Here is a 23,400-nt window from a genome sequence, read left to right as displayed (position 1 = left end):
GTCTTCGGTCGGCGACCTGGCGGTGCGCGTGGTGTCGGCCCTGGTTTCTGCCTACATCATCGCGCTCCCCCAGCCACGGCCCCTGGGATCAGAGGCTGTAGTACATGTCGAATTCGACCGGATGCGTGGTCATGCGCAGACGGTTCACATCGGCCATCTTCAGGTCGATGTAGGCGTTGAGCATGTCGTTGCTGAACACGCCGCCGCGGGTCAGGAACTCGCGGTCGTTGTCCAGCGCTTCCAGGGCCTGTTCCAGCGAGGAGCAGACGGTCGGGATCTTCGCGTCTTCTTCCGGCGGCAGGTCGTACAGGTTCTTGTCGGCCGGATCGCCCGGGTGGATCTTGTTCTGCACGCCGTCCAGGCCGGCCATCATCAGGGCCGAGAAGGCCAGGTACGGGTTGGCCAGGGGGTCCGGGAAGCGCGCTTCGACGCGACGGCCCTTCGGGTTGCCCACGTACGGGATGCGGATCGAGGCCGAACGGTTGCGGGCCGAGTAGGCCAGCTTGACCGGGGCTTCGTAGTGCGGGACCAGGCGCTTGTACGAGTTGGTGCCCGGGTTGGTGATGGCGTTCAGGGCGCGGGCGTGCTTGATGATGCCGCCGATGTAGTACAGCGCGAATTCCGACAGGCCGGCGTAGCCGTTGCCCGCGAACAGGTTCTGGCCGTCCTTCCAGATCGACTGGTGCACGTGCATGCCGGAACCGTTGTCGCCGACGACGGGCTTGGGCATGAAGGTGGCGGTCTTGCCATAGGCGTGGGCCACGTTGTGCACGATGTACTTGACGATCTGGGTCCAGTCGGCGCGTTGCACCAGGGTGCTGAACTTGGTGCCGATTTCCAGCTGGCCGGCGCCGGCCACTTCATGGTGGTGCACTTCGACCGGCACGCCCATCTGTTCCATCAGCAGGCACATTTCCGAACGCATGTCCTGGAACGAGTCAACCGGGGGAACCGGGAAGTAGCCGCCCTTGACCGCGGGACGGTGGCCGGTGTTGCCGCCTTCGAATTCCAGGCCGGTGGACCAGGAGGCCTCTTCCGACTTGATCTTGACGAAGGTGCCCGACATGTCGGTATTCCAGGTCACGCCGTCGAACACGAAGAATTCGGGTTCCGGACCGAAGTAGGCGGTGTCGCCCAGGCCCGAGGCCTTCAGGTAGGCTTCGGCGCGCTTGGCCAGCGAACGCGGGTCGCGGTCGTAGCCCTTCAGGTCGGACGGCTCGACCACGTCGCACGACAGGATCAGGGTCGGCTCTTCGCGGAACGGATCCAGGTTGGCGGTCGACAGGTCGGGGATGAGCAGCATGTCGGAGGCTTCGATGCCCTTCCAGCCCGGGATCGACGAACCGTCGAAAGCCTGCCCGCTTTCCAGCTTGTCTTCATCGATCGCGGTCGTGGGCACCGACACGTGGTGCTCGCGGCCGACCGTATCGGTAAAGCGGAAATCCACGAATTTGACTTCGTTGTCGGCGATCTGTTTCAGGACGTCTTTCGGGCTTGCCATGTCATCTCCATTAGATAAAAGGGTCGAGGGCTGTGCCGCTCGACTGGCATAAAAGAGGGAAGCAATAAGCGTGCCAGGTTTCACCCCCGGGATTGCCCGGGGAAGGCGGCAAGGCGATGGGAAAATGTAGCACCGATTTGGTGCAAAAGATGGGGCATGATTGCCCCATCATGGTGCCTGACTGCTACAGGAACATTTCCTGCAGGTCGTTCAGGAAGCGCCAGCCCAGGGGCGTGGCCCGCAACCGGGTGGGATCGGCGTCCAGCAGGCCTTTGGCGGACGCTGCCTCCAATTGGTGCGCAATGGCGGCCAGCGACAGGCCGGTGCGCTCGTTGAACAGGGTGGCGGCCACCCCGTCCTTGAGCCGCAAGGCATTGAGCATGAACTCGAACGGCAGTTCGTCCGGGCCGACCTGGCGGCTCTCGGCCAGGTGGCTGCCGTCGTGCGCGGCGGCGGCCCGCAACCAGGACTCCGGGCTGCGCAGGCGCGCCTCGCGCACGATGCGGTCGTGGAACGACAACTTGCCGTGCGCGCCCGGCCCCAGGCCGAGGTAGTCGCCGAATTCCCAGTAGTTCAGGTTGTGGCGGCAGCGCGCGCCGGGCCGCGCGTACGCCGAGACCTCGTAGCGCGCCAGGCCGGCCGCGGCAAGTTCGGCCTCGACCGCGTCCTGCATCGCGGCGCTGGTGTCATCGTCCGGCAGGTCCTCGGGGGGAAACTTGGCGAAGACCGTGTTCGGCTCCATCGTCAGGTGATAGAGCGATAGGTGCTCGGTGCCGAAGCCGATGGCCTGGCGCAGATCGTCCACGCAGGCCGCCAGGGTCTGCCCGGGCAGCGCGAACATCATGTCCAGATTGACGCGCGGCGCGGCGCGCTGGGCCATCTCGATGGCGGCGCGGGCCTGGGCCGAGTCGTGGATGCGGCCCAGCTTCTTCAACTGGGCGTCGTCGAAGCTCTGGATGCCCAGCGAAAAGCGCGTCACGCCACTGGCGGCGTAGTCGCGGAACCGGCCGGCCTCGGCGGTGCCGGGGTTGGCCTCCATGGTGATTTCCGCGTCGGGCCATACGTTCAGACAGGCGCGCAGCATCGCCAGCAGCTCGTCCAGGCCGGCGGCCGAGAGCAGGCTGGGCGTGCCGCCGCCGATGAACACCGAAACCACCTGGCGGCCCCAGATCGACGGCAGCGCCTGCTCCAGGTCGCTGCGCAATGCGTCCAGGTAGGCGCGTTCGGGAATCTCGCCGCCGGGCGCCGCATGCGAGTTGAAATCACAGTACGGACACTTGCGCACGCACCATGGCACATGCACATAGACCGACAGCGGCGGCAGGCTGGTCAGCGTGGCGCCGGCCGGGGTGACCAGGCGCGTACGGGCCGCGCCCGATTCGGCGCGGATGGGGATGGTGATGGACATTCGGTGTTCCTGGGCGCCACGGCGCCCGTGTCAAGCCTGGTTCAGCTTGCTCAGCAATTCGCGCAGGGCCCGGGCGCGATGGCTGATGGCATTCTTTTCCTCGGGTGCGAGCGCGGCGGCCGTCAGGCCCTGATCGGGCAGATAGAAATGCGGATCGTAGCCGAAACCGTTCGCCCCTTCGGGCTGGTCGATGATCTCGCCCTGCCACAGGCCTTCGCCGATCAGGGGACGCGGATCGTTCTCGCCGCGCACCAGGGCCAGCACCGCCACGTAACAGGCGCTGCGGTCGCTGGCCGCCGCCAGCTTCTCGACCAGCAGCGCGTTGTTGGCCTGGTCGGATTTCTCGCCGCCATGCATCTTGGCGTAGCGGGCCGAGTACACGCCCGGCGCGCCGCCCAGCGCGGCCACACAAAGGCCCGAATCGTCGGCCAGCGCCGGCAGGCCGGTCAGGCGGCTGGCGTGGCGCGCCTTGGCCAGCGCGTTTTCGACGAAGGTGACGTGCGGCTCCTCGGCTTCGGGCACGCCGAGTTCGCCCTGCGGCACCAGCTCGATGCCGAGCGGCGCGAACAAGGCGGAGAACTCGCGCAGCTTGCCGGGGTTGTTGGACGCCAGCACGACGCGGCGCAGGGAATCGGGAATCTTGGGGGATGTCATGGGCCAAATTGTATAGGGCGCGGCGCCGATGCCCAGGCGTAACCGCCGCGATGGCGAAACAACGCCGACATATTTCGTTGTCAATATGATCAATCTTGTCACTGATCGTATCTGAACGTCCCGGCGATGAACCCACTTCACGCTTTGCCCCGGCCGGCCGCGGCCAGCGCGCCTCCCCTTTCCACCGGCGCCGCGACGCCCGCGCCGGTCAGCCTGGCGGGCATCCTGCGCGAACGGCTGTTGCGACCCCGTTTTCAACCGGTGATCGACCTGTCCCACAGCCGCATCTATGGCCACGAAAGCCTGATCCGCGGCCCGGTCGACACCACCCTGCACTTTCCTGACGCCCTGTTCGCCGAGGCCCGCCGCCAGGGCCTGCATCCACAACTGGAGCTGGCCAGCTTTCGCGCCGGCGCCCAGGGTTTCAACCAGAACCCGGCTGCCGGCAAGCTGTTCCTGAACCTGTCGGGTTCGGCGCTGATCCACTACTGGTCGCTGTGGGGCGACGAAATGCCCTTGCGCCTGCTCAAGGACTGCACCCTGGCGCCGTCCGACATCATTGTCGAACTGACCGAGCAGGACCCGCTGTCCGAGCACATGTCGACGCTGGGCAGCGCCTTCGCCTGCCTGCGCGAATATGGCATGCGCATCGCGCTGGACGACTATGGCGTGGGCAATTCGAACCTGCAGCTGTGGGCAGAAATGCAGCCCGACCTGGTCAAGATCGACCGCTACTTCTTCAATGGCATCGGCCACGACGACCGCAAGCAGAACATGGTGCGCGCCATCCTCAAGGTGGCGCAGTACCTGGGCACGGCCATCGTCGCCGAGGGCATCGAGACCGCCGAGGACCTGGCGGTGGTGCGCGACCTGGAGATCCGCTACGCCCAGGGCTGGCTGCTGGGCCGTCCCGACGAAACCCTGCTGACCGAACTGACCCCGCCGCTGCGCGACTCGCTGCGGGTACGCGCGCCGGCTCCGCTGTCGCAACGCTCGGCCGGCGGCACCGCCGCCAGCCTGCGGGTCGAGGCCCCGGCCGCCTTGCTGAACAAGCACACCAACGACGACGTGCATCGTCTTTTCATCGAGCACAAGAGCCTGCACGCGGTGGCCGTGGTCGACGCCGACAACCGGCCGGTGGGCATCATCAACCGCCGCGATTTTTCCGAGCACTATGCGCAGCGCTACACCCGCGAGCTGTTCGGCCGCGACGCCTGCTCGACCTTCATGAACGCCGAGCCGGTGCTGGTCGACCTGGACGTGTCCATCGACCAGTTGAGCCACGTGCTGATCTCCGAAGACCAGCGCTACCTGATGGACGGGCTGATCATCACCCGCGACGGCCGCTACGACGGCCTGGCCACCGGCGAGACGCTGGTGCGGTCCGTGACCGAGATGCGCATCGAGGCCGCGCGCTATGCCAATCCGCTGACCTCGCTGCCGGGCAACATCCCCATCAGCCGGCATATCGCCACGCTGCTGGACGACGCCGCGGACTTCACCATCTGCTATGGCGACCTGAACAACTTCAAGCCGTTCAACGACGTCTACGGCTACTGGCGCGGCGACGACATGATCATGCTGACCGCCGACGTCATCAAGCGCCACTGCGACCCGCTGCGCGATTTCGTCGGCCACGTTGGCGGCGACGACTTCGTGGTGCTGCTGCGCAGCCCCGACTGGAGCGAACGCATCCAGCGCATCATCGCCGAATTCAATGAACGCGCCATCGACCTGTACGACGACGAAGGCCGCCGCAACGGCGGCATCGAGGCCGAGGACCGCTACGGCGTGCCGCGCTTCTTCCCGTTCGTGACACTGGGTGTCGGCGCCCTCACCGTCACCCCATCCCTATGCGAGCGCATCCGCCCGGAGGACATCGCGTCGGCCGCCGCCCATGTCAAGCACAAGGTCAAGCATGGGAACTTGTCGCTGGTGGCCGAGCGCTACAGCGGCGCCAGCCTGCCGCAGGTCGCCGCCTGAAGCGTGGCCGGCGGCCTGCGCCTGGGCGATCTGGAATACCGACACCGCCCGGCGCAGATGCTGCGCCTGCAGTTCCAGCGCGGCCGCGGCGGCGGCCGTCTGTTCGACCATGGCGGCGTTCTCCTGGGTCGAACGCTCGATGTCCGCCACGGCGTCATTGACCGAAGCGATACCCGCGGCCTGCTCGGCCGTGGCGCTGGAGATCTCGGCCACGATCTGCGTCACGCGGTCGACCGACACCAGCATGTCGCGCATGGTGTCGCCGGCCAGATTGACCTGGCGCACGCCGGCCTCGACGCGCGAATTCGAATCCTCGATCAAGCCCTTGATTTCCTTGGCCGCCTGCGCGCTGCGCTGCGCCAGCGAGCGCACTTCACCCGCCACCACCGCGAAGCCCTTGCCCTGCTCGCCCGCGCGGGCCGCTTCCACCGCCGCGTTCAGCGCCAGGATGTTGGTCTGGAACGCGATACTGTCGACCACGCCGACGATCTCGCCGATGCGGCGCGCGCTGTCGGCGATGCCTTGCATGCTGGTCACGACTTCCTCCACCGCCTGCCCGCCGCGCTGCGCAAGCTGCGTGGCGCCGAGCGCCTGGCGGCTCGCCAGATCGGCGTTGCCCGCGGTCATCTGCACCGTGTGCGCCAGCTGCGTCATGTTGGCCGCCGCTTCCTGCAACGATCCGGCCTGGCGCGCGGTGCGGTCCGACATGTCGGCGCCGCCGGCGGCGATCTCGCCCGAGCCCGTATGGATTTCCTCGACGCCATGGCGCACCGACGCCACCGCCGCCGACAGGCCGGTCTGCATGCGCCGCATGGCCGAATACAGCACGCCGATCTCGTTGTCGCCATGGACGGCGATATTGCCGGTCAGGTCGCCGTCGGCGATGCGGTCGAAGTGCGCGCCGGCCTCGTTCAACGGGCGCAGGATGCGTCGGCGCACGGCCAGCCGGATCAGCACCGCCAGCACCAGCACGAAGCCGAGCACGGCCACGGCCACCAGCGTCACCCGCTGCATGGTCTGGCTGGCGCCGGCCACCGCCGCCTGGCCCTGCTGGCGCGCGTAGGCCTGGTAGGCCTCGGCCTGCTTGACGTAGGCCGCGCCGGACACCGGCAGCACCTTGTCGACCAGCCGGTTGACCTCGATGCCGTTCCAGCCCTTGATCGCCTTGAACATCGGCGCCAGGGTCTGGTCGGCAAAGGCGGCATAGGCCGCCAGCGTCTGGTCGAACAGCGGCGCGCCCTGCGCGCTGGTGTCGGCATTGGCGCGCAGCCGCGCCTGGCTGGCCGCCGCCTGCTTGAGCAGCGCGTCGGCCTGGTTCAGCGACTGGTCGCGCGCCTCCTCCAGTCCGCCTTCCATGGCGGTTTTGGCGTCAGTCAGCGCGGCGCGCGCCTGGAACAGCCGGCTGGTCATGTCCGACAGGTCGCTGGCGCGCTCGATGCTGCCGCGGCCCAGCGCCTCGATGTCGGCGCGGTTTTCGCGCAGCACGAAGATGCCGGCCGCCGCGGCCAGCGCAAACAGCGCCACAAACACCGCCAGAATGGCGGAAACCGCCGTCGTCACCCTGAGATTTTTCCGCATATCCATCCGTCTGTTGCATCGCCACCTAGGCGTATCGGGGCGATTATGGGGATGCAGTTTGGCAATTTCTTGACACAACCCCGCTCCCCGCATGACGAACGGCGGTCACATAAATGCGCTTTTGCGAACAGGAACCCCGTATTAATGAATTGTGAATTGGCAGGCGCGGCGCCTTGCGGCACATTCAATCCTGTCCCGAATTCCCTTTCATTGTCGACATCGCAACCCACCCCATGCCTCAAGCCTCCCACGCCTACCAGGACATCCGCGAAGCCGTCCGCGACCTGTGCGCCCAGTTCCCCGCCGAATATTTCCGCAAGATCGATGAAGAACGCGGCTATCCCGACGCCTTCGTGCGTGCCCTGACCGACGCCGGCTGGCTGGCGGCGCTGATCCCGCAGGAATACGGCGGCTCGGGCCTGGGCCTGACCGAAGCCTCGGTCATCATGGAGGAAATCAACCGCAGCGGCGGCAATTCCGGCGCCTGCCACGGCCAGATGTACAACATGGGCACCCTGCTGCGGCATGGTTCCGAGGCGCAGAAGCGCGAATACCTGCCGCGCATCGCCGCCGGCGAGCTGCGCCTGCAGTCCATGGGCGTGACCGAACCCACCACCGGCACCGACACCACCAAGATCAAGACCACCGCCGTGCGCCGCGGTGACCGCTATGTCATCAACGGCCAGAAGGTCTGGATCTCGCGGGTGCAGCATTCCGACCTGATGATCCTGCTGGCGCGCACCACGCCGCTGGACCAGGTCACGCGCAAGTCCGAGGGCATGTCGATCTTCCTGGTGGACCTGCACGAGGCGGTCAAGCACGGCATGTCGATCCGCCCGATCCCCAACATGGTCAACCACGAGACCAACGAACTGTTCTTCGACAACCTCGAAATCCCGGCCGACAACCTGATCGGCGAGGAAGGCAAGGGTTTCAAGTACATCCTGGACGGCCTGAACGCCGAGCGCACCCTGATCGCCGCCGAGTGCATCGGCGACGGCTACTGGTTCGTCGACAAGGTCACCGCCTACGCCAAGGAACGCATGGTGTTCGGCCGCCCCATCGGCCAGAACCAGGGCGTGCAGTTCCCCATCGCCCGCGCCCACATCAACGTCGAGGCCGCCAGCCTCATGCGCTACGAGGCCTGCCGCCTGTTCGACGCCCACGAACCCTGCGGCGCGCAGGCCAACATGGCCAAGCTGCTGGCCGCCGACGCCTCCTGGGAGGCCGCCAACGCCTGCCTGCAGTTCCACGGCGGCTTCGGCTTCGCCACCGAATACGACGTCGAGCGCAAGTTCCGCGAGACCCGTCTCTATCAGGTCGCGCCGATCTCGACCAACCTGATCCTCTCCTACGTCGCCGAACACATCCTGGGCCTGCCGCGTTCCTTCTGACCATGACTACCGACACCTCCCACCCCAGCGCCACCCTCGCCGCCTTCGCCGCCAACCTGCGCTTCGAGGACATCCCCGCCCCGGTGCTGCGGCGCGCCGAAGACCTGCTGCTGGATTGCCTGGCGTCGATCCTGGCGGGCGCCTCGGCGCGGCCGGTGCTGGCCATCGACCGCTACGCCGCCGCCATGGGGCCTGCGGACGGTCCCAGCGAGATCCTGATCAACCGGCGCCGCACCTCGCCGGTGTTCGCCGCCATGGTCAACGCCGCCGCCGCCCACGTGGTCGAGCAGGACGACGTACATAATGGTTCGGTGTTCCACCCGGCGGCCGTGGTGTTCCCGCCGGCGCTGGCGGTGGCCCAGGCGCTGGGCCGCAGCGGCCGCGACCTGCTGGTGGCGGCCGTGGCCGGCTACGAAGTCGGCATCCGCGTCGGCGAATTCCTCGGCCGTTCGCACTACAAGATCTTCCACACCACCGGCACCGCCGGCACGCTGGCCGCCGCCGCGGCCACCGGCCGCCTGCTGGGCCTGTCGCCCGCGGCCATGCTGGACGCCTTCGGCTCGGCCGGCACCCAGGCCGCCGGCCTGTGGGAATTCCTGCGCGATGCCGCCGATTCCAAACAACTGCATACCGCCCGCGCCGCGGCCAACGGCATCGCCGCGGCCTACCTGGCGCAGGAAGGCTTCACCGGCGCGCGCCACATCCTCGAAGGACCGCAGGGCATGGCCGCCGGCATGTCGAGCGACGCCGATCCGGCGCGCCTGACCGACCGCCTTGGCACGCGCTGGGCGCTGGCCGAAACCTCGTTCAAGTTCCATGCATCGTGCCGCCACACCCATCCGGCGGCGGACGCCCTGCAACAGGTGCTGCGCGAACACGAGCTGGCCGAAAGCGATATCGCGCGCGTGGTGGCGCACGTGCACCAGGGCGCCATCGACGTGCTGGGGCCGGTGGTCGATCCGCGCACCGTGCACCAGTCCAAGTTCTCGATGGGTACGGTGCTGGGGCTGATCGCGCGCCAGGGCCGCGCCGGCCTGCCGGAATTCGACGCCGCGCTGGACGATCCGGCAGTGGCCGACTTCCGCGGCCGGGTCACGATGGAACTGGATCCGGAAGTCGACGGCGCCTATCCGCAGCGCTGGATCGGCAAGGTCACGGTGCATACCCGCGACGGCCGCGTGCTGCACGGCCGCGTCGACGAACCCAAGGGCGATCCCGGCAACACCCTGTCGCGCGACGAGATCGAAACCAAGACGCTGAGTTTGGGCCGCTATGCCGACGCCGCCACCGAGGCCGAACTGCGCGGTCTGATCGACGCGATCTGGGGCCTGGAGCGGGCCGGCAAGGTGGGCGCCCTGCTGCCCTGAGGCCCGCGCCGGCCGCTTAGGCCAGCGCCGCCCGCTGCGCCCGCACCAGGCCGGCGATGCCGTTCTCGGCCAGGCCCAGCATCGCGTCCAGCTCGGCGCGCGTGAAGGTGGCGCCCTCGCCCGTGCCCTGCACTTCCACGAAGGCGCCGCCGCCCGTCATGATGACGTTGACGTCGGCGTCGCAGGCCGAGTCTTCCTCGTAGTCCAGGTCCAGCACCGGACGGCCCTGCACCAGCCCGACCGACACCGCCGCCACCGCGTCGCGGATTGGATTCACGGCCAGGTCGCCGCGCTGCATCAGCAGCGCGACCGCGTCGGACGCCGCCACCCAGGCGCCGGTGATGCTGGCGCAGCGCGTGCCGCCGTCGGCCTGCAGCACGTCGCAATCCAGGTGCAGCGTGCGCTCGCCCAACGCCCGCATGTCGAACACGGCGCGCAGGCTGCGGCCGATCAGGCGCTGGATTTCCTGGGTGCGGCCGCTCTGCTTGCCGCGCGCGGCCTCGCGGTCGCCGCGGGTGTGGGTGGCGCGCGGCAGCATGCCGTATTCGGCCGTGACCCAGCCCTCGCCCTTGCCCTTGAGGAACGGCGGCACCTTTTCCAGCACGCTGGCGGTGCACAGCACGTGCGTATTGCCGGCCTTCACCAGCACCGACCCTTCGGCGTAGCGCGTGAAACCGCGCTCCAGGCTGAACGGGCGCAGTTCGTCGACGGCGCGGCCCGACGGGCGGGCAATGGCGTTGGCAGTGGTCATGGCAAGGCTCCAATCAGATTCGGTTGGCGGCATTGTACGGGCTGCCGGTCGCTGCCCCGCCCGGGTTTGGAGTATCCTGCCGCGATACACGGGTTGCATATACCCGCCCGCGTCCGCGCACGACGGACAGGCGGAACCGGCGCGGCCCGATCCAAAACAAGCAACAGGATATCGACACCATGATTCGCAGCATGACCGCCTTCGGCAACGCCCGGGCAGACCTGGAACAAGGCACGCTGGCGCTGGAACTGCGCAGCGTCAACAGCCGCTTCCTAGACCTCTATTTCCGCCTGCCCGACGAGCTGCGCCACGTCGAGACGCCGCTGCGCGAACTGCTGACGGCGCAACTGGCGCGCGGCAAGGTCGAGATCCGCGTGTCGTACACGCGCAATGCCAGCACCGATCTGTCCAAGCTGGAACCGGCCTGGCTCGAAAGCCTGGCCGAACAACTGCAGGCCGCGCGCCGCATCCTGCCCGACATCGCCGCGCCGCGCCTGGTGGAACTGTTCAACTGGCCCGGCCAGCGCGCCAATGACGCGCTCGACCCGCAAGTGTGGGGCACGGCCTGCATGCAGGCCGCCCAGGAAGCGCTCAAGCAGTTGCAGGAAGGCCGCGCGCGCGAAGGCGAACGCCTGGCCGGCATGATGCGCGATTGCGCCGACGGCGTGGCCGGCATCGTCGAACTGGTGCAGAACCACCTGCCCCAGTTGCTGGCCGACCACCGCGACAAACTCGCCGCCAAGCTGCGCGAAAGCGTGGAATCGGCCTTCCCCGGCGGCTTCACCCATATCTCGGGCGCCGAACTGTCCGAGCGCCTGTCGCAGGAAGCCAACCTGTTCGCGCTGCGCATCGACGTTGCCGAGGAACTGTCGCGCCTGCGTTCGCACGTGGAGGAACTGCGCCACCTGCTGACCGACGGCGGCGGCAAGGCCGCGGGCAAGAAGAACGCCGGCAGCGCCGGCAAGCGCCTGGACTTCCTGTTCCAGGAAATGAACCGCGAAGCCAATACGCTGGGTTCCAAGGCAGGCAGCATGGAAGTCACGCGCGCCGCCATGGACCTGAAGCTGCTGATCGAGCAGATGCGCGAGCAGGCGCAGAACATCGAGTGAGGCGTCGATAAGGCTCGCGCATCCGCATTGCCGATCGCGGCGCATGCACTGAAGTCTTGCGGCGCACCCTGGGCCGTACAGCCAGTATGGCCCCCTCGGGAACATAGAACCCGCTTGTCGTTTGAGCGAACGGCCCGCATGCGCCCGGGCATGGATCGACATTGCCCGCTCGTCCAGGAACAGATGACGAATCGGTCCCTGGCCCGCCAATCGACCCGCTGCCTATCAATACAATGCCAGTTGCTCTTGTATCAGCTAATCCATTGGATTAGGATAGGACTCACGCGAAGTCATGCACGGCCTTGTCGAATTGCCCTCTTATATCCGCTTGGCCGACAAGCTTCTGACTGCGCAGGAACGCCAGGACCTTATCGACTATCTGGCCGGGAATCCAAAAGCCGGAGACATCATGGAAGGCACGGGCGGCGTACGCAAACTGCGCTGGCGCCGCGGTGACCACGGCAAGAGCGCGGGCGTGCGCGTCATCTACTACTACCATGATGACCTCATGCCCTTGTATCTGCTGACGCTCTTCGCCAAAGGCGACAAAGGCAATCTGACCAAGACCGAGCGCAATGATCTGGTCAGCCTGGTCGACGTCTTGACGAACATCTGGAAGAGGCGAGCGCAATCATGAGCAGCACATTCAACAACATCAAGCAGGGCTTGCACGAAGCGATCGCCCATGCCGAGGGCGATACTCGGGGCGTGCGCGTGCACCGCCCCCGTCAAGTCGACGTAAAAGCGGTACGAGCCAAAGTGGGCATGACCCAGGAGCAATTCGCCGCCCGATTCGGCTTTTCCACTGCGACGTTGCGGCACTGGGAACGCGGCGACCGTTCTCCGCGAGGACCGGCGCTGGTATTGCTTAACGTGATTGAAAGAAACCCCGAAGCGGTGATGGAAGCACTGACATAAGCTGAACGCTTGTAGTGCTTCTGCTCGTGCTGGCTATCGGCGCCCCGCTGCCGCGGCTCCGTTCATCGGCGCCAGGACAACGGGGTATCCCACCTTTCATCGCCCGCCAGTGCCCGGCGCAGGCGCCGTCTCCGGCCCGACCGTGGCCGGCTCGCCGCGCAGCGCCGAGTCCAGGTAGGCGCTGCGCGCCCGGGCGTCCGGGAATGTCATGTCCTTGTAGCTCACGAAGCGCGAACCCTTGACCAGGCGGTAGCCCAGCCAGATCAGCAGGAACAGCGGGATGCCGATATAGGTGGCCGCCACCCCGCCCCAGTCGATCCGGTGCTCCAGGAAGGCCTGGTAGTTCTGGCCCAGCGTGATGATCAGGCACAGCACGAAGGCGAAGATCGGGCCGAACGGGAAGAACGGCGACACGTAAGGCAGGTCGGCCAGGTTGCGGCCCTGCTTGACGTAGCCGCGGCGGAAGCGGTAGTGGCTGATCGCAATGCCCAGCCAGGCGATGAAACCGGTCATGCCCGACGTGTTCAGCAGCCAGATGTAGACCGCCTTGGGGCTGAAGATGAACGAGAAGAAACAGAGCGCCGCCACCACCGTGGTGGCCAGCAGCGCCCACAGCGGCACGCCGTTGCGCGCCACCCGGCCGAAAATACGCGGCGCCTTGCCATCGCGCGCCAGGCTGTAGAGCATGCGGGTGGCGGCGTACATGCCGGAGTTGCCGGCCGACAGCACCGAGGTCAGCACCACCGCGTTCATGATCGAGGCCGCCGCCAGCAGGCCGGCGCGCTCGAAGATCAACGCGAACGGGCTGACGCTGACGTCGGTGACGTCGTTGCGCAGCAGGTGCGGATCGGTATAGGGGATCAGCAGGCCGATCACCAGGATCGCCATCACGTAGAACAGCAGGATGCGCCAGAACACCTGGCGCACGGCGCGCGGCAGGTTGCGCGCCGGATCCTTGGATTCGCCGGCGGCGATGCCGATGAGTTCGGTGCCCTGGAACGAAAAGCCCACCACCATGGCCACGCCGATCAGCGCCGCGAAACCGCCGGCAAACGGCGCGTCGCCCACGGTCCAGTTGGCCACGCCGCCGTCCTCGCCGCCGCGGATGATGCCCAGCAGCATCATCACGCCCATGGCAACGAAAGCCAGCACCGCGATCACCTTGATCAGCGCGAACCAGAATTCGGCTTCGCCGAAGCCGCGCGCCGACAACGCGTTCAGGCCGAACGTGATGGCCAGGAACAAGGCGCTCCAGTACACGCCCGGCACGTCGGGAAACCAGTAGGCCATCACCAACTGCGCGGCCACCAGGTCCACCGCCACCGTGACGGCCCAGTTGTACCAGTAGTTCCAGCCCAGCGCGAAGCCGAAGCCGTCCTCGACGTAACGGGCGCCGTAGGTCGAGAACGACCCTGACACCGGCATGGCGGCGGCCAGCTCGCCCAGGCTGGTCATGAGGAAATAGACCATCACGCCGATCAGCACATAGCCCAGCAGCGCCCCGCCCGGTCCGGCCTGGGCGATGGTGGCGCCGGAGGCCACGAACAGCCCCGTCCCGATGGAGCCGCCCACCGCGATCATCGTCAGGTGGCGCGCCGACAGGGCGCGGCGCAATTCGGACGGTTCTGCCGCCCCCTTCTTGCCGCCGGCGCGGTGCTGGTCGTGTTCCGTCAATGCCAAAGTCGTGTTCCTTCAGAGCAAAAAAGCCCCCGCGGATTGTGCCCCCGGGCGCCGTGGATTTCCACGCAACGCGCGAGCATAGCGCAACTGCCCCCCGGCCGTCGAAACCGCGGGGGAGCCGGCGAGGATCCGTCCCCGCCCGCGAAAGCCCGCTACGGGGCTATTGGAACGCCGTTTCCATGAAGGTGCGCAACTTGCGCGAGTGCAGCCGCTCGGGCGGCATGCCGCGCAGGCGCTCCAGCGCCCGGATGCCGATTTCCAGGTGCTGGTTGACCTGGCGCCGGTAGAACGCGCTGGCCATGCCCGGCAATTTCAGCTCGCCATGCAGGGGCTTGTCGGACACGCACAGCAGCGTGCCGTACGGCACGCGGAAACGAAAACCGTTGGCCGCGATGGTGGCCGACTCCATGTCCAGCGCGATGGCGCGCGACTGCGCGAAGCGCTCGACCAGCTCGACATGGTCGCGCAATTCCCAGTTGCGGTTGTCGATGGTGGCCACCGTGCCCGTGCGCATGATGCGCTTGAGGTCCCAGCCGGACAGGCCGGCCACCTCTTCCACCGCCTGCTCCAGGGCCACCTGCACTTCGGCCAGCGCCGGCACCGGCACCCAGGTGGGCAGGTCGTCGTCCAGGACGTGGTCCTCGCGCACGTAGCCGTGCGCCAGCACGTAATCGCCCAGGCGCTGCGAATCGCGCAGGCCGGCGCAGTGGCCCAGCATCAGCCAGGCGTGCGGGCGCAGCACCGCGATGTGGTCGGTGATGGTCTTGGCGTTGGACGGCCCCACGCCGATGTTGACCAGCGTGATGCCGGAGTGATCGCCGCGCACCAGGTGATAGGCCGGCATCTGCGGCAGGCGCTGGCCCTGGCCTTCGTCGGCCGGGCCGGATTCGCCGCGCCGCGTGATGCGGTTGCCCGGCTCCACCAGCATCTCGTAGTCCTCGTTGCCGCTGGCCATCAGCGCGCGGGCGCGGGCGCAGAACTCGTCAACGTAGAACTGGTAATTGGTGAACAGCACGAAATTCTGGAAATGCGCCGGCGCCGTCGCGGTGTAGTGCTGCAGGCGATGCAACGAATAGTCCACCCGCTGCGCCGTGAACGGGGCCAGCGGCTTGGGTTCGCCCTCCTTGCCGCGCCAGGAGCCGTTGACGATGGCATCGTCCGTCACCGCCAGATCCGGCACGTCGAACAGGTCGCGCAGCGGGCGCTTGAGGGCCTCGAGGTGCTCGCCTTCGACGTAGGCGCCTTCCGGGAAGGCGAAATGCAGCGGGATCGGCGAATCGGATTCGCCCACTTCCACCGCCACGCGGTGGTTCTGCAGCAACTGGCCGACCTGCTCGATCAGGTAGTCGCGGAACAGGGTCGGCTGGGTGATGGTGGTCTGGTATATGCCGGGCTCGGCCACGTGGCCATATGACAGGCGGGTATCGATCGGGTCGTAGGTCTCGACCAGGATGCGGATGGCGGGGTAATAGGCGCGGGCCCGCTCGCGGCCGCTGGTGGAGCCCTTCAGGACGTCGCGGAACGCCGCGCGCAGGAAGGCCGTGTTGCGCGCATAGATTTCGGCCAGCCGGTCCACCGCCGCCACGGCGTCATGGTAGGGCTCGAAAGGAATCGCCTCGGGCCGGTTCATCGAGGACAAAGGGTGTACTGCGTTCATCATTGAGCTTGGCTCCGCTTTCTTATGGTCTTCTTTCAGCGGCCGCTCGCGGCGATCAAGCCGGGAGGGCCGATGCCAACGATTATGCCCGAGCCTAGGACTACATGAAGCGTCATATTCGGCCGCGTTGCGCGGCCGGATGCGCGGGCGCGCATCGCCACAATCAAAGAAACAATATATCATTCCGATTTTTCGCCTTTCCGCCCCGCCCATGCCGCCGGCTTCCCGCCTCCATCCCGCTGCGCGCCCTGCCCGATGGGCAGTGCTGGGTTGGCTGTGCGCCTGCCTGTTGCTGTCACCGCTGGGCGGCGTGCGGCACGCGCTGTCGCACCTGGCGGGGAGTCCCGCTTCCAGCCAGGACGACGCGCACACCCCCGACAAGCTGGGCCATTGCGACCTCTGTCATATCTGGGATCTGCTGGATGCCACGCTGCCGGCTTCCTTTCCCGCATTCGCCTGCGGCGCGCCGCGCATCGCGGCGTCCGCGCCGGTGCCAAGCGGCACCACCCTCATCGCCACGCCCTGGTTCCAATCGCGCGCCCCGCCCGCCGCGGCCTGACACCCGCCCGCCCGATTTCAACCGCCGCCGCCTGCCGGCCGGCAACCAGGATTGCCACCATGCCTTTTGCTGCTTCCCATGCGGGGACGCGTTCGTCCCTGCGCGTCTTTTCCCTGAGCCCGCTCGCCCTCGCCTGCCTGCTCGCCTTGCCGCCGGCCGCCCGCGCCCAGGCCGACGCGCCTGACGCGGCCACGCTGTCGCCCGTCATCATCACCGCCAACCCTCTGGGCAGCGAAGCGCTGGCCTCGCCGTCGACCGTGCTGCAAGGCGCCGGCCTGGACCTGCGACGCGCCTCGAACCTGGGCGAGACGCTCAACGGCCTGCCGGGCGTATCGACCACCACGTATGGCCCGATGGTGGGCCGCCCCATCATCCGCGGCATGGACGGCGACCGCATCCGCCTGCTGAACAACGGCGTCGGTTCGCTCGACGCCTCGTCGCTGTCGTTCGACCACGCCGTGCCGCTGGACCCGCTGTCCACCAACCGCGTCGAGATCCTGCGCGGGCCGGCCGCCCTGCTGTATGGCGGCAGCGCCATCGGCGGCGTGGTCAACACCATCGACAACCGCATCCCCACCGAGCCCATCGACGGCGTCCAGGGCGACGTCGCCGGCAGCTATGGCGGCGCCAACAACGACCGCAACGGCGCGATCCAGCTCGAAGGCGGCGACGGCACCTTCGCCATCCACGCCGACGCCTTCAGCCGCAAGACCGGCGACCTGCGCATTCCCGGCTACGCCCGCACCTCGCGGCAACGCGCGATCGACGGCCCCGACCGGGACCAGCCGCGCGGCACCCTGCCCAACAGCGACGGCCAGGCCAGCGGCGGCGCGCTCGGCATGTCCTGGACCGGCGACCGCGGCTATGCCGGCCTGTCCTACAGCGGCTACGACTCCGACTACGGTTCGGTGGCCGAGCCGGACGTGCGCATCAGGATGCGCCAGGAACGCTTCGGCTTCGCCAGCGAGCTGCGCGACCTGGAAGGCCTGTTCACGAGCGTCAAGCTGAACTTCGCCTACACCGACTACCAGCACAAGGAAATCGAGGACGGCGAAACCGGCACCCTGTTCAAGAACCGCGGCTACGAGGCCCGCATCGAGGCGCGCCACGCCGACATCGGCCCGCTGCACGGCGTGGTCGGCCTGCAACTGGGCCAGACGCGCTTCTCGGCCCTGGGCGAGGAAGCGCTGGTGCCCACCACCGACACCGACGCCATCGCGCTGTTCGCGCTGGAGGAATGGAAGATCAATGATCGCCTGACGCTGAGCGCCGGCGCGCGCGCCGACCATACCCGCCTGACCCCGGGCGGCGGCGGCAACGAACGCTTCGACGGCTCCAACCGCCGCACCTTCACCGCCGGCAGCTTCTCGCTGGGCGGCATCTACAAGCTGGACAGCGCCTGGTCGGTGGCCGCCAACACCGCCTACACCGAGCGCGCGCCCACCTTCTATGAGCTGTACGCCAACGGCCCGCACGCCGCCACCGGCCAATACCTGGTGGGCGACCAGAACCTGGCCAAGGAACGCGCCTGGTCCGGCGACCTGTCGCTGCGCTACAAGAAGGACGCCGACAGCGCCAGCGTGGGCGTGTTCTACAGCCGCTTCTCCAACTACCTTGCCGAGATGAACACCGGCCGCTTCCGCGACGACGACGGCGATCTGGTGGCCGCCGGGGACGACGAGGCCCTGCCCGAGGCGCGCTACCAGGGCGTGTCCGCGCGCCTGTACGGCGTGGAGGCCGAAAGCAGCACGCGCGTGCTGCAGTTGGGCGGCCACAAGCTGGACCTGGGCCTGTCGGGCGACTACACGGTGGCGCGCAACAGCGATACCGGCCACTCGCTGCCGCGCATTCCGCCGCTGCGCCTGCGCGTGGCGCTGGACTACGGCTACGGCCCGTACAGCGCCGGCTTGAGCGTGTCCAAGGCCTTCGCCCAGCACAGCCGTCCGGACAACGACACCGCCACCGCCGGCTACTACAGCCTGGACGCCAACGCCGGCTACCGCTTCAAGGTCGCGGCGGTGCAGTGGCAGGCCTACGTGCGCGGCATCAACCTGACCAACCAGGACATCCGCTACGCCACCTCGGTGCTGCGCGACGTCGCGCCCGAGGGCGGCCGCGCCGTGATGGTCGGCCTGCGCGGCAGCTTCTGACCCTGGCGCCCGGTGCCCGTTACCTTTCCCCGACCGGATCAGGTAACGGGCGGCCCGCCAGGATGCTGCATTGCACTACAAATGTAATGAAACTTTATTCCATTACAATGCGATGGCAGTTCGTGAAGCTCAAGCCTCCCCTGCCCCCTTTCCGCCGGCTTGTCCCCCGTGGACAAAGCCATGCCGCCCACTCCGATTTTTGAAGTGACGTAATGACGCCGCCCACGCGAAAAGCCCGCCTTGCCTTTTTCCGCCTTCCCGCTTTGCTGTCAGCGCCCCTGCTGGCCCTGACGTTCTCCTGGTTACCCGGCGCCGCCCAGGCGTCGATCCCCTCCGAACAGGCCCGCGCCTCCCTGTCCGGCCTGCGCCTGGCGCAGGACCCCACCGTGCCGACCCTGCGCGAACGCGTGGTGCAGGCCGGCCTGGCCGCCATCGGCACGCCCTACAGCTGGGGCGGCGACGATGCCGCCGAAGGTTTCGACTGCAGCGGCCTGGTGCTGTACGTCTACCGTGAGATCGCCGGCCTGGAACTGCCGCGCACCGCGCGCCAGCAACGCACCCAGGGCGACACGGTGAACAACAAGAAGCAGCTCAAGCCCGGCGACCTGGTGTTCTTCGCCACCCGCGGCCGCGGCATCACGTCGCACGTGGGCATCTACATCGGCCAGGACAAGTTCGTGCACGCCCCGCGTCGCGGCGCCAAGGTGCGCGTGGACGAAATGAAGAATCCGTACTGGTCCAAGCGCTACCTCGGCGCCCGCAGCTACATCGATACGGCTAAGGGCCAGATGCTGGCGCAGAAGTAAAGCCCGAAGGACGGGCCCCCGCGCTGCGCGCCATGCGCTTGTCGACGAAATGGCTCGATAAAAAATAAAAAAGCGCCCGCGGGCGCTTTTTTCATTGGTGGCGCGGTTCAGCCGCGCCCGACGAACGGCATGTTGGTCGCCATGATCGTCATGAACTGGACATTGGCGTCCAGCGGCAGACGGGCCATGGCCGCGACGGCCTGCGCGACGTGGGCCACGTCCATGCGCGGCTCGACCTTGGTGCTGCCATCGGCCTGCAGGATGCCGGCGGCCATGCGTTCGGTCATGTCGGTGGCGGCATTGCCGATATCGATCTGGCCGCAGGCAATGTGGTACGGACGGCAATCCAGCGAGATCGACTTGGTCAGGCCCGTCACCGCGTGCTTGGTGGCGGTGTAGGCGATCGAGAACGGCCGCGGCGCGTGCGCCGAGATCGAGCCATTGTTGATGATGCGTCCGCCCTGCGGGGTCTGCGCCTTCATCACGCGGATCGCGGCCTGCGCGCACAGGAACATGCCGGTCAGGTTGGTGTCGACCACCTCGCGCCAGAGCGCCACCGGCAGTTCCTCGATCGGCATCGCCGGCGCGCCGCGGCCCGCGTTATTGAACAGCACGTCCAGGCGCCCGTATTCGCGCTGGGTGGTGTCGAACAGCTCGCGCACCGCCTGTTCGTCGGACACGTCCGTGGGAACCACCAGGGCCCGCACACCATCTTCGCCCGCCGCCGTGCGCGTGGCTTCGAGCAGCTCGCGCCGACGGCCGGCCAGCACCACGCGATAGCCTTGCGCCAGGAATTCCAGCGCCACCGCGCGGCCAATGCCGGTGCCGGCGCCGGTGACCAGCGCAACGCGGGGAGGGTCGATCTCGTTCGTGTGCATTGGATGCTCCTTGTTATCTGTCGGCGAAATGCTACCCGAATCATTCTGGCGATGGTGCAAGCGAACGTTCCATTCGCTACGCGCCGAGTGCGGCTGGACAAGCACGGATCAGGAAACGAGCCGGCGAACGGATGCAGCGCCGCCGCGATTGCCGCCATCGCTGTTGCAAATTGAACGCGCGCAAAACCCCTGGCGGGCTTTGATCTGTCACAAATTTCCATATAATTTCTGGAAATTAACTTATTACCAAAATTCCAATAAATTTCGGAGTTTGATCATGGCATTACTGCCCTTTTCCACCGTTCGTTGGGCGGGCGCGCTCGCCCTGAGCGCCGGCGTGCTCGGTGCGCTGCCCGGTCCCGCGCAGGCCGCTCCCGATGGGCGCCAGATCAGCACACAGGGCGCCAACGGCGCGCCGGCCTGTATGACCTGCCACGGCGCCAACGGCGAAGGCAACCCCGCCGCCGGCTTTCCCCATCTGGCGGGCATGGGCGCCGCCTATCTCGCCGAACAGCTCGAAGCCATGGCCAACGGCTCGCGCGTGAGCCCGGTGATGGCCGCCACCGCCAAGGCGCTGGACCCCGCGCAGCGGCAAGCGGTGGCCGCCTATTACGCCGGCCTGCCGTCGCCGCTGAACATCGACCGATTGGCCGCCACGGCCCGGCATCCGGTCAAGCCCGACGATACCGGCGCCTGGCTGGCCACGCGCGGCGCCTGGGACAAGAACGTGCCAGCCTGCAATCAATGCCACGGCCCGGGCGGCATCGGCGTGGGCGCCAACTTTCCCAGCCTGGCCGGCCAGCCCGCCGCCTACATCGCGGGCCAACTGCGCGCCTGGCGCCAGGGCCAGCGTCCGCCCGGCCCGCTCGGCCTGATGCCAGCCGTGGCCACCCGCCTGACCGACGCCGAGATCGACGCCGTGTCCGCCTACTACGCCGGCCTGCCCAAGGCCGCCGACCTGCTTGCCGCGCAAGCCAACACCGCCGCGGGAGCCAAGCAATGACCCCGATCCGTCACCGACTCGCTCATCTTCTGTTCGCCGCCGCGGCAACCAGCGCGTTGCTGTCGACCGGAGCGGCCGTGGCCGCCGATGCGCGCCCCGACTTCACGCCGCCCAGCGCCGCGTCGCTACCCGACAGCGAATTCGGCAAGATCGTGCGCCAGGGCGAGCAGATCTTCCTGCACACGCCGCAGAACGCCAGCAAATTCGTCGGCAACGACCTGAACTGCGCCAGTTGCCACCTGGACGCGGGCCGCCGCCCCGATTCCGCGCCGATGTGGGCGGCCTACGTGCTGTATCCGGCCTACCGCGCCAAGAACGGCCACGTCAACACGCTGGCCGAGCGCCTGCAAGGCTGTTTCCGCTTCAGCATGAACGGCAAGCCGCCCGCGGCCGACGACCCGGTGCTGACCGCCTTGCAGACCTATATGTTCTGGCTGGCGAGCAAGGCGCCCACCGGCGTCGCGCTCAAGGGCCAGGGCTACCTCAAGCTGCCCAAGCCGGCCCAGAAGGCCGACTACGTGCGCGGCAGCGAGGTCTACGCCCAGTACTGTGCCGTCTGCCACGGCGCCGAGGGCAAGGGACAGAAGAACGGCGAGCACTGGGTATTCCCCGCGCTGTGGGGCCCGGATTCCTTCAACTGGGGCGCCGGCATGCACCAGATCGGCAACGCCGCCGGCTTCATCAAGGCCAACATGCCGCTGGGCCAGGCAGGCATGCTGAGCGACCAGGAAGCGTGGGACGTGGCCTACTTCATGAACGCCCACGAACGCCCCCAGGATCCGCGCTACACCGAATCGGTGGCCAAGACCCGCGCCAAGTACCACGACTCCGACGACTCGCTCTACGGCATCGAGGTGAACGGCCACCTGCTCGGCAGCGACGCGCCCGCGCCGGGCGGCAAGCTGACGCAGGCGGCGGCGCGCTGATCCGCTCCCGCGCGGCGGCCCCGCCACGGGCCGCCGTTCGGGGCCGCTTTCTTGCCGGGCCGCATCGCGCGCCCCAACCCGCAGGTGGTTGGCATTGACAGCGCGCGCAGGGTTTTCCCCCTGCCGCGCTGCGCGATTTGCTATTCTTCGGGTCTCGGCATCACACGCTCGTCACATTCATGCACGCCACTTCCGGCAATGTCTTCATGGTCGTCGCCCCCAGCGGGGCCGGCAAGTCCAGCCTGGTCAAGGCCTTGCTGCAGCAAGACCCGTCCATTCTCCTCTCCGTCTCCTGCACCACGCGTGCCCCCCGCCCCGGCGAGGAAGACGGCCGCGAATACCGCTTCATCGGCATCGACGAATTCAAGCAGTTGCGCGACGAGCAGCGCCTGCTGGAATGGGCCGAGGTGCATGGCAATTTCTACGGCACGCCGCGCGATCGCATCGACGAAGCCACCCGCGAGGGCCGCGACGTGCTGCTGGAAATCGATTGGCAAGGCGCGCGCCAGGTGCGCCAGCGTTTTCCCGGCGCGATCGGCATCTTCGTGCTGCCGCCTTCGATCGAGGAACTCGAAAGCCGCCTGAAGGCGCGTGGCCAGGATGCGCCGCAGGTGATCGCGCGCCGGCTGATGGCCGCGGGCGGCGAAATCGCGCACGCGCCTGAATGCGAATATGTTATTATTAATCAAGAATTTAGCGTGGCCTTGTCGGAACTGACTCAAATCGTCAGCGCCGCGCGGCTGCGTTTTTCGTCTCAGGCCGTGCGCCACGCCGAATTGTTTGCGCAGCTCGGCATCCCGGCGGCGCACTGAAACGAAACCGCATTCTCCCTATCCACCATCAGCACCAGGTGTCCTAATGGCTCGCATTACCGTCGAAGACTGTCTGAACCAGATCCCCAACCGTTTCAAGCTCACGCTGGCCGCCACCTACCGCGCCCGCGAGCTGGCGCAAGGCCATGCCCCGCGCCTGGACAGCAAAGACAAGCCCACGGTCACTGCCCTGCGCGAAATCGCGGGCGGCCTCACCGGCGTGGAAATGCTGCGTAAAGTTCCCACCTGATCTTTTCCGGGGGGCG

General features: G+C 67.6%; 20 protein-coding genes and 1 pseudogene. 13 read left to right on the top strand and 8 right to left on the bottom strand.

Features of this window, described 5'->3' with window-relative positions; translation table 11 throughout:
* Positions 1 to 88 precede the first annotated feature (88 nt).
* The 3 genes from glnA to rdgB all read right to left on the bottom strand — a co-directional run bounded on the left by glnA (position 89) and on the right by rdgB (position 3,563).
* Entirely contained in the window at positions 89 to 1,501 is a 1,413-nt protein-coding gene (gene glnA / locus AC6CR5_RS04370) for a type I glutamate--ammonia ligase (protein ID WP_020927523.1), read from the bottom strand.
* 184 nt (positions 1,502 to 1,685) lie between these two features.
* Entirely contained in the window at positions 1,686 to 2,909 is a 1,224-nt protein-coding gene (hemW, locus tag AC6CR5_RS04365) for a radical SAM family heme chaperone HemW (protein ID WP_047993478.1), read from the bottom strand.
* 30 nt (positions 2,910 to 2,939) lie between these two features.
* Positions 2,940 to 3,563 (bottom strand): RdgB/HAM1 family non-canonical purine NTP pyrophosphatase, encoded by a 624-nt coding sequence (gene rdgB / locus AC6CR5_RS04360; RefSeq protein WP_047993477.1) that lies wholly within the window; start codon positions 3,561 to 3,563, stop codon positions 2,940 to 2,942.
* 126 nt (positions 3,564 to 3,689) lie between these two features.
* Here rdgB and AC6CR5_RS04355 point away from each other — a divergent pair, with 126 nt between their 5' ends.
* Positions 3,690 to 5,546 (top strand): EAL domain-containing protein, encoded by a 1,857-nt coding sequence (locus AC6CR5_RS04355; RefSeq protein ID WP_006388228.1) that lies wholly within the window; start codon positions 3,690 to 3,692, stop codon positions 5,544 to 5,546.
* Between the two features lie 144 nt (positions 5,547 to 5,690).
* Here the strand turns inward: AC6CR5_RS04355 and AC6CR5_RS04350 are convergent.
* Positions 5,691 to 7,124, bottom strand: a pseudogene (locus AC6CR5_RS04350) (methyl-accepting chemotaxis protein); the annotation flags it as partial.
* Between the two features lie 233 nt (positions 7,125 to 7,357).
* Here AC6CR5_RS04350 and AC6CR5_RS04345 point away from each other — a divergent pair.
* Together AC6CR5_RS04345 and AC6CR5_RS04340 are read left to right on the top strand one after the other, a co-directional pair.
* On the top strand, positions 7,358 to 8,518 hold the full coding sequence (locus AC6CR5_RS04345; RefSeq protein WP_047993476.1) for an acyl-CoA dehydrogenase family protein: 1,161 nt from the start codon (positions 7,358 to 7,360) through the stop codon (positions 8,516 to 8,518).
* Positions 8,515 to 9,885: an MmgE/PrpD family protein gene (locus tag AC6CR5_RS04340; RefSeq protein ID WP_026383528.1), complete on the top strand. Its 1,371-nt coding sequence runs from the start codon at positions 8,515 to 8,517 to the stop codon at positions 9,883 to 9,885. Before AC6CR5_RS04345 ends, AC6CR5_RS04340 begins: the two co-directional genes overlap by 4 nt.
* A 16-nt stretch (positions 9,886 to 9,901) precedes the next feature.
* Here the strand turns inward: AC6CR5_RS04340 and rph are convergent, their stop codons facing one another.
* Positions 9,902 to 10,636: a ribonuclease PH gene (rph, locus tag AC6CR5_RS04335; RefSeq protein ID WP_006388224.1), complete on the bottom strand. Its 735-nt coding sequence runs from the start codon at positions 10,634 to 10,636 to the stop codon at positions 9,902 to 9,904.
* Between the two features lie 179 nt (positions 10,637 to 10,815).
* Between rph and AC6CR5_RS04330 the strand changes: the two genes are divergently transcribed.
* The 3 genes from AC6CR5_RS04330 (at position 10,816) to AC6CR5_RS04320 (ending at position 12,663) form a co-directional block, all read left to right on the top strand.
* On the top strand, positions 10,816 to 11,745 hold the full coding sequence (locus AC6CR5_RS04330; RefSeq protein WP_054507562.1) for a YicC/YloC family endoribonuclease: 930 nt from the start codon (positions 10,816 to 10,818) through the stop codon (positions 11,743 to 11,745).
* Positions 11,746 to 12,037: 292 nt separating this feature from the next.
* Positions 12,038 to 12,382, top strand: a complete 345-nt coding sequence (locus tag AC6CR5_RS04325; RefSeq protein ID WP_498085278.1) for a type II toxin-antitoxin system RelE/ParE family toxin — start codon at positions 12,038 to 12,040, stop codon at positions 12,380 to 12,382.
* Entirely contained in the window at positions 12,379 to 12,663 is a 285-nt protein-coding gene (locus tag AC6CR5_RS04320; RefSeq protein WP_081105005.1) for a helix-turn-helix domain-containing protein, read from the top strand. The genes AC6CR5_RS04325 and AC6CR5_RS04320 overlap by 4 nt, the downstream gene beginning before the upstream one ends.
* Before the next feature lie 96 nt (positions 12,664 to 12,759).
* On the opposite strand, the gene AC6CR5_RS04315 is transcribed toward AC6CR5_RS04320, so the two are convergent.
* Both AC6CR5_RS04315 and AC6CR5_RS04310 read right to left on the bottom strand, forming a co-directional pair.
* A complete protein-coding gene (locus AC6CR5_RS04315) occupies positions 12,760 to 14,343 on the bottom strand; it encodes an amino acid permease (RefSeq protein ID WP_024068754.1) in 1,584 nt (527 codons plus the stop codon).
* A 160-nt stretch (positions 14,344 to 14,503) separates the two neighbouring features.
* Positions 14,504 to 16,003, bottom strand: a complete 1,500-nt coding sequence (locus AC6CR5_RS04310) for an AMP nucleosidase (protein WP_006388221.1) — start codon at positions 16,001 to 16,003, stop codon at positions 14,504 to 14,506.
* 259 nt (positions 16,004 to 16,262) lie between these two features.
* Here AC6CR5_RS04310 and AC6CR5_RS04305 point away from each other — a divergent pair, with 259 nt between their 5' ends.
* From AC6CR5_RS04305 to AC6CR5_RS04295, 3 genes are all read left to right on the top strand, one after another.
* Entirely contained in the window at positions 16,263 to 16,559 is a 297-nt protein-coding gene (locus tag AC6CR5_RS04305; RefSeq protein ID WP_020927514.1) for a hypothetical protein, read from the top strand.
* A 59-nt stretch (positions 16,560 to 16,618) separates the two neighbouring features.
* Positions 16,619 to 18,709: a TonB-dependent receptor gene (locus tag AC6CR5_RS04300; RefSeq protein ID WP_173001274.1), complete on the top strand. Its 2,091-nt coding sequence runs from the start codon at positions 16,619 to 16,621 to the stop codon at positions 18,707 to 18,709.
* Between the two features lie 212 nt (positions 18,710 to 18,921).
* Complete coding sequence (locus AC6CR5_RS04295; RefSeq protein WP_006388218.1) at positions 18,922 to 19,515, top strand: C40 family peptidase; 594 nt, start codon at positions 18,922 to 18,924, stop codon at positions 19,513 to 19,515.
* Between the two features lie 107 nt (positions 19,516 to 19,622).
* Here AC6CR5_RS04295 and AC6CR5_RS04290 read toward each other — a convergent pair whose 3' ends face one another.
* A complete protein-coding gene (locus tag AC6CR5_RS04290; protein ID WP_498085277.1) occupies positions 19,623 to 20,393 on the bottom strand; it encodes an SDR family oxidoreductase in 771 nt (256 codons plus the stop codon).
* A gap of 277 nt (positions 20,394 to 20,670) precedes the next feature.
* Here AC6CR5_RS04290 and AC6CR5_RS04285 point away from each other — a divergent pair, with 277 nt between their 5' ends.
* From AC6CR5_RS04285 to rpoZ, 4 genes are all read left to right on the top strand, one after another.
* The gene (locus tag AC6CR5_RS04285) at positions 20,671 to 21,396 is read left to right on the top strand and encodes a c-type cytochrome (protein WP_047992669.1); all 726 of its coding nucleotides are present in this window, start codon (positions 20,671 to 20,673) and stop codon (positions 21,394 to 21,396) included.
* A gap of 5 nt (positions 21,397 to 21,401) precedes the next feature.
* Positions 21,402 to 22,322 (top strand): c-type cytochrome, encoded by a 921-nt coding sequence (locus AC6CR5_RS04280; protein WP_026383536.1) that lies wholly within the window; start codon positions 21,402 to 21,404, stop codon positions 22,320 to 22,322.
* 179 nt (positions 22,323 to 22,501) lie between these two features.
* Positions 22,502 to 23,134, top strand: a complete 633-nt coding sequence (gene gmk / locus AC6CR5_RS04275; protein ID WP_020927510.1) for a guanylate kinase — start codon at positions 22,502 to 22,504, stop codon at positions 23,132 to 23,134.
* Between the two features lie 46 nt (positions 23,135 to 23,180).
* Entirely contained in the window at positions 23,181 to 23,384 is a 204-nt protein-coding gene (rpoZ, locus tag AC6CR5_RS04270; RefSeq protein ID WP_006219679.1) for a DNA-directed RNA polymerase subunit omega, read from the top strand.
* Positions 23,385 to 23,400: the final 16 nt, after the last annotated feature.

The organism is Achromobacter sp. EG18, assembly GCF_059759395.1.
The sequence above is the reverse complement of the archived record's forward strand: the minus strand, read 5'-3'. Positions and strand labels throughout refer to the sequence as shown.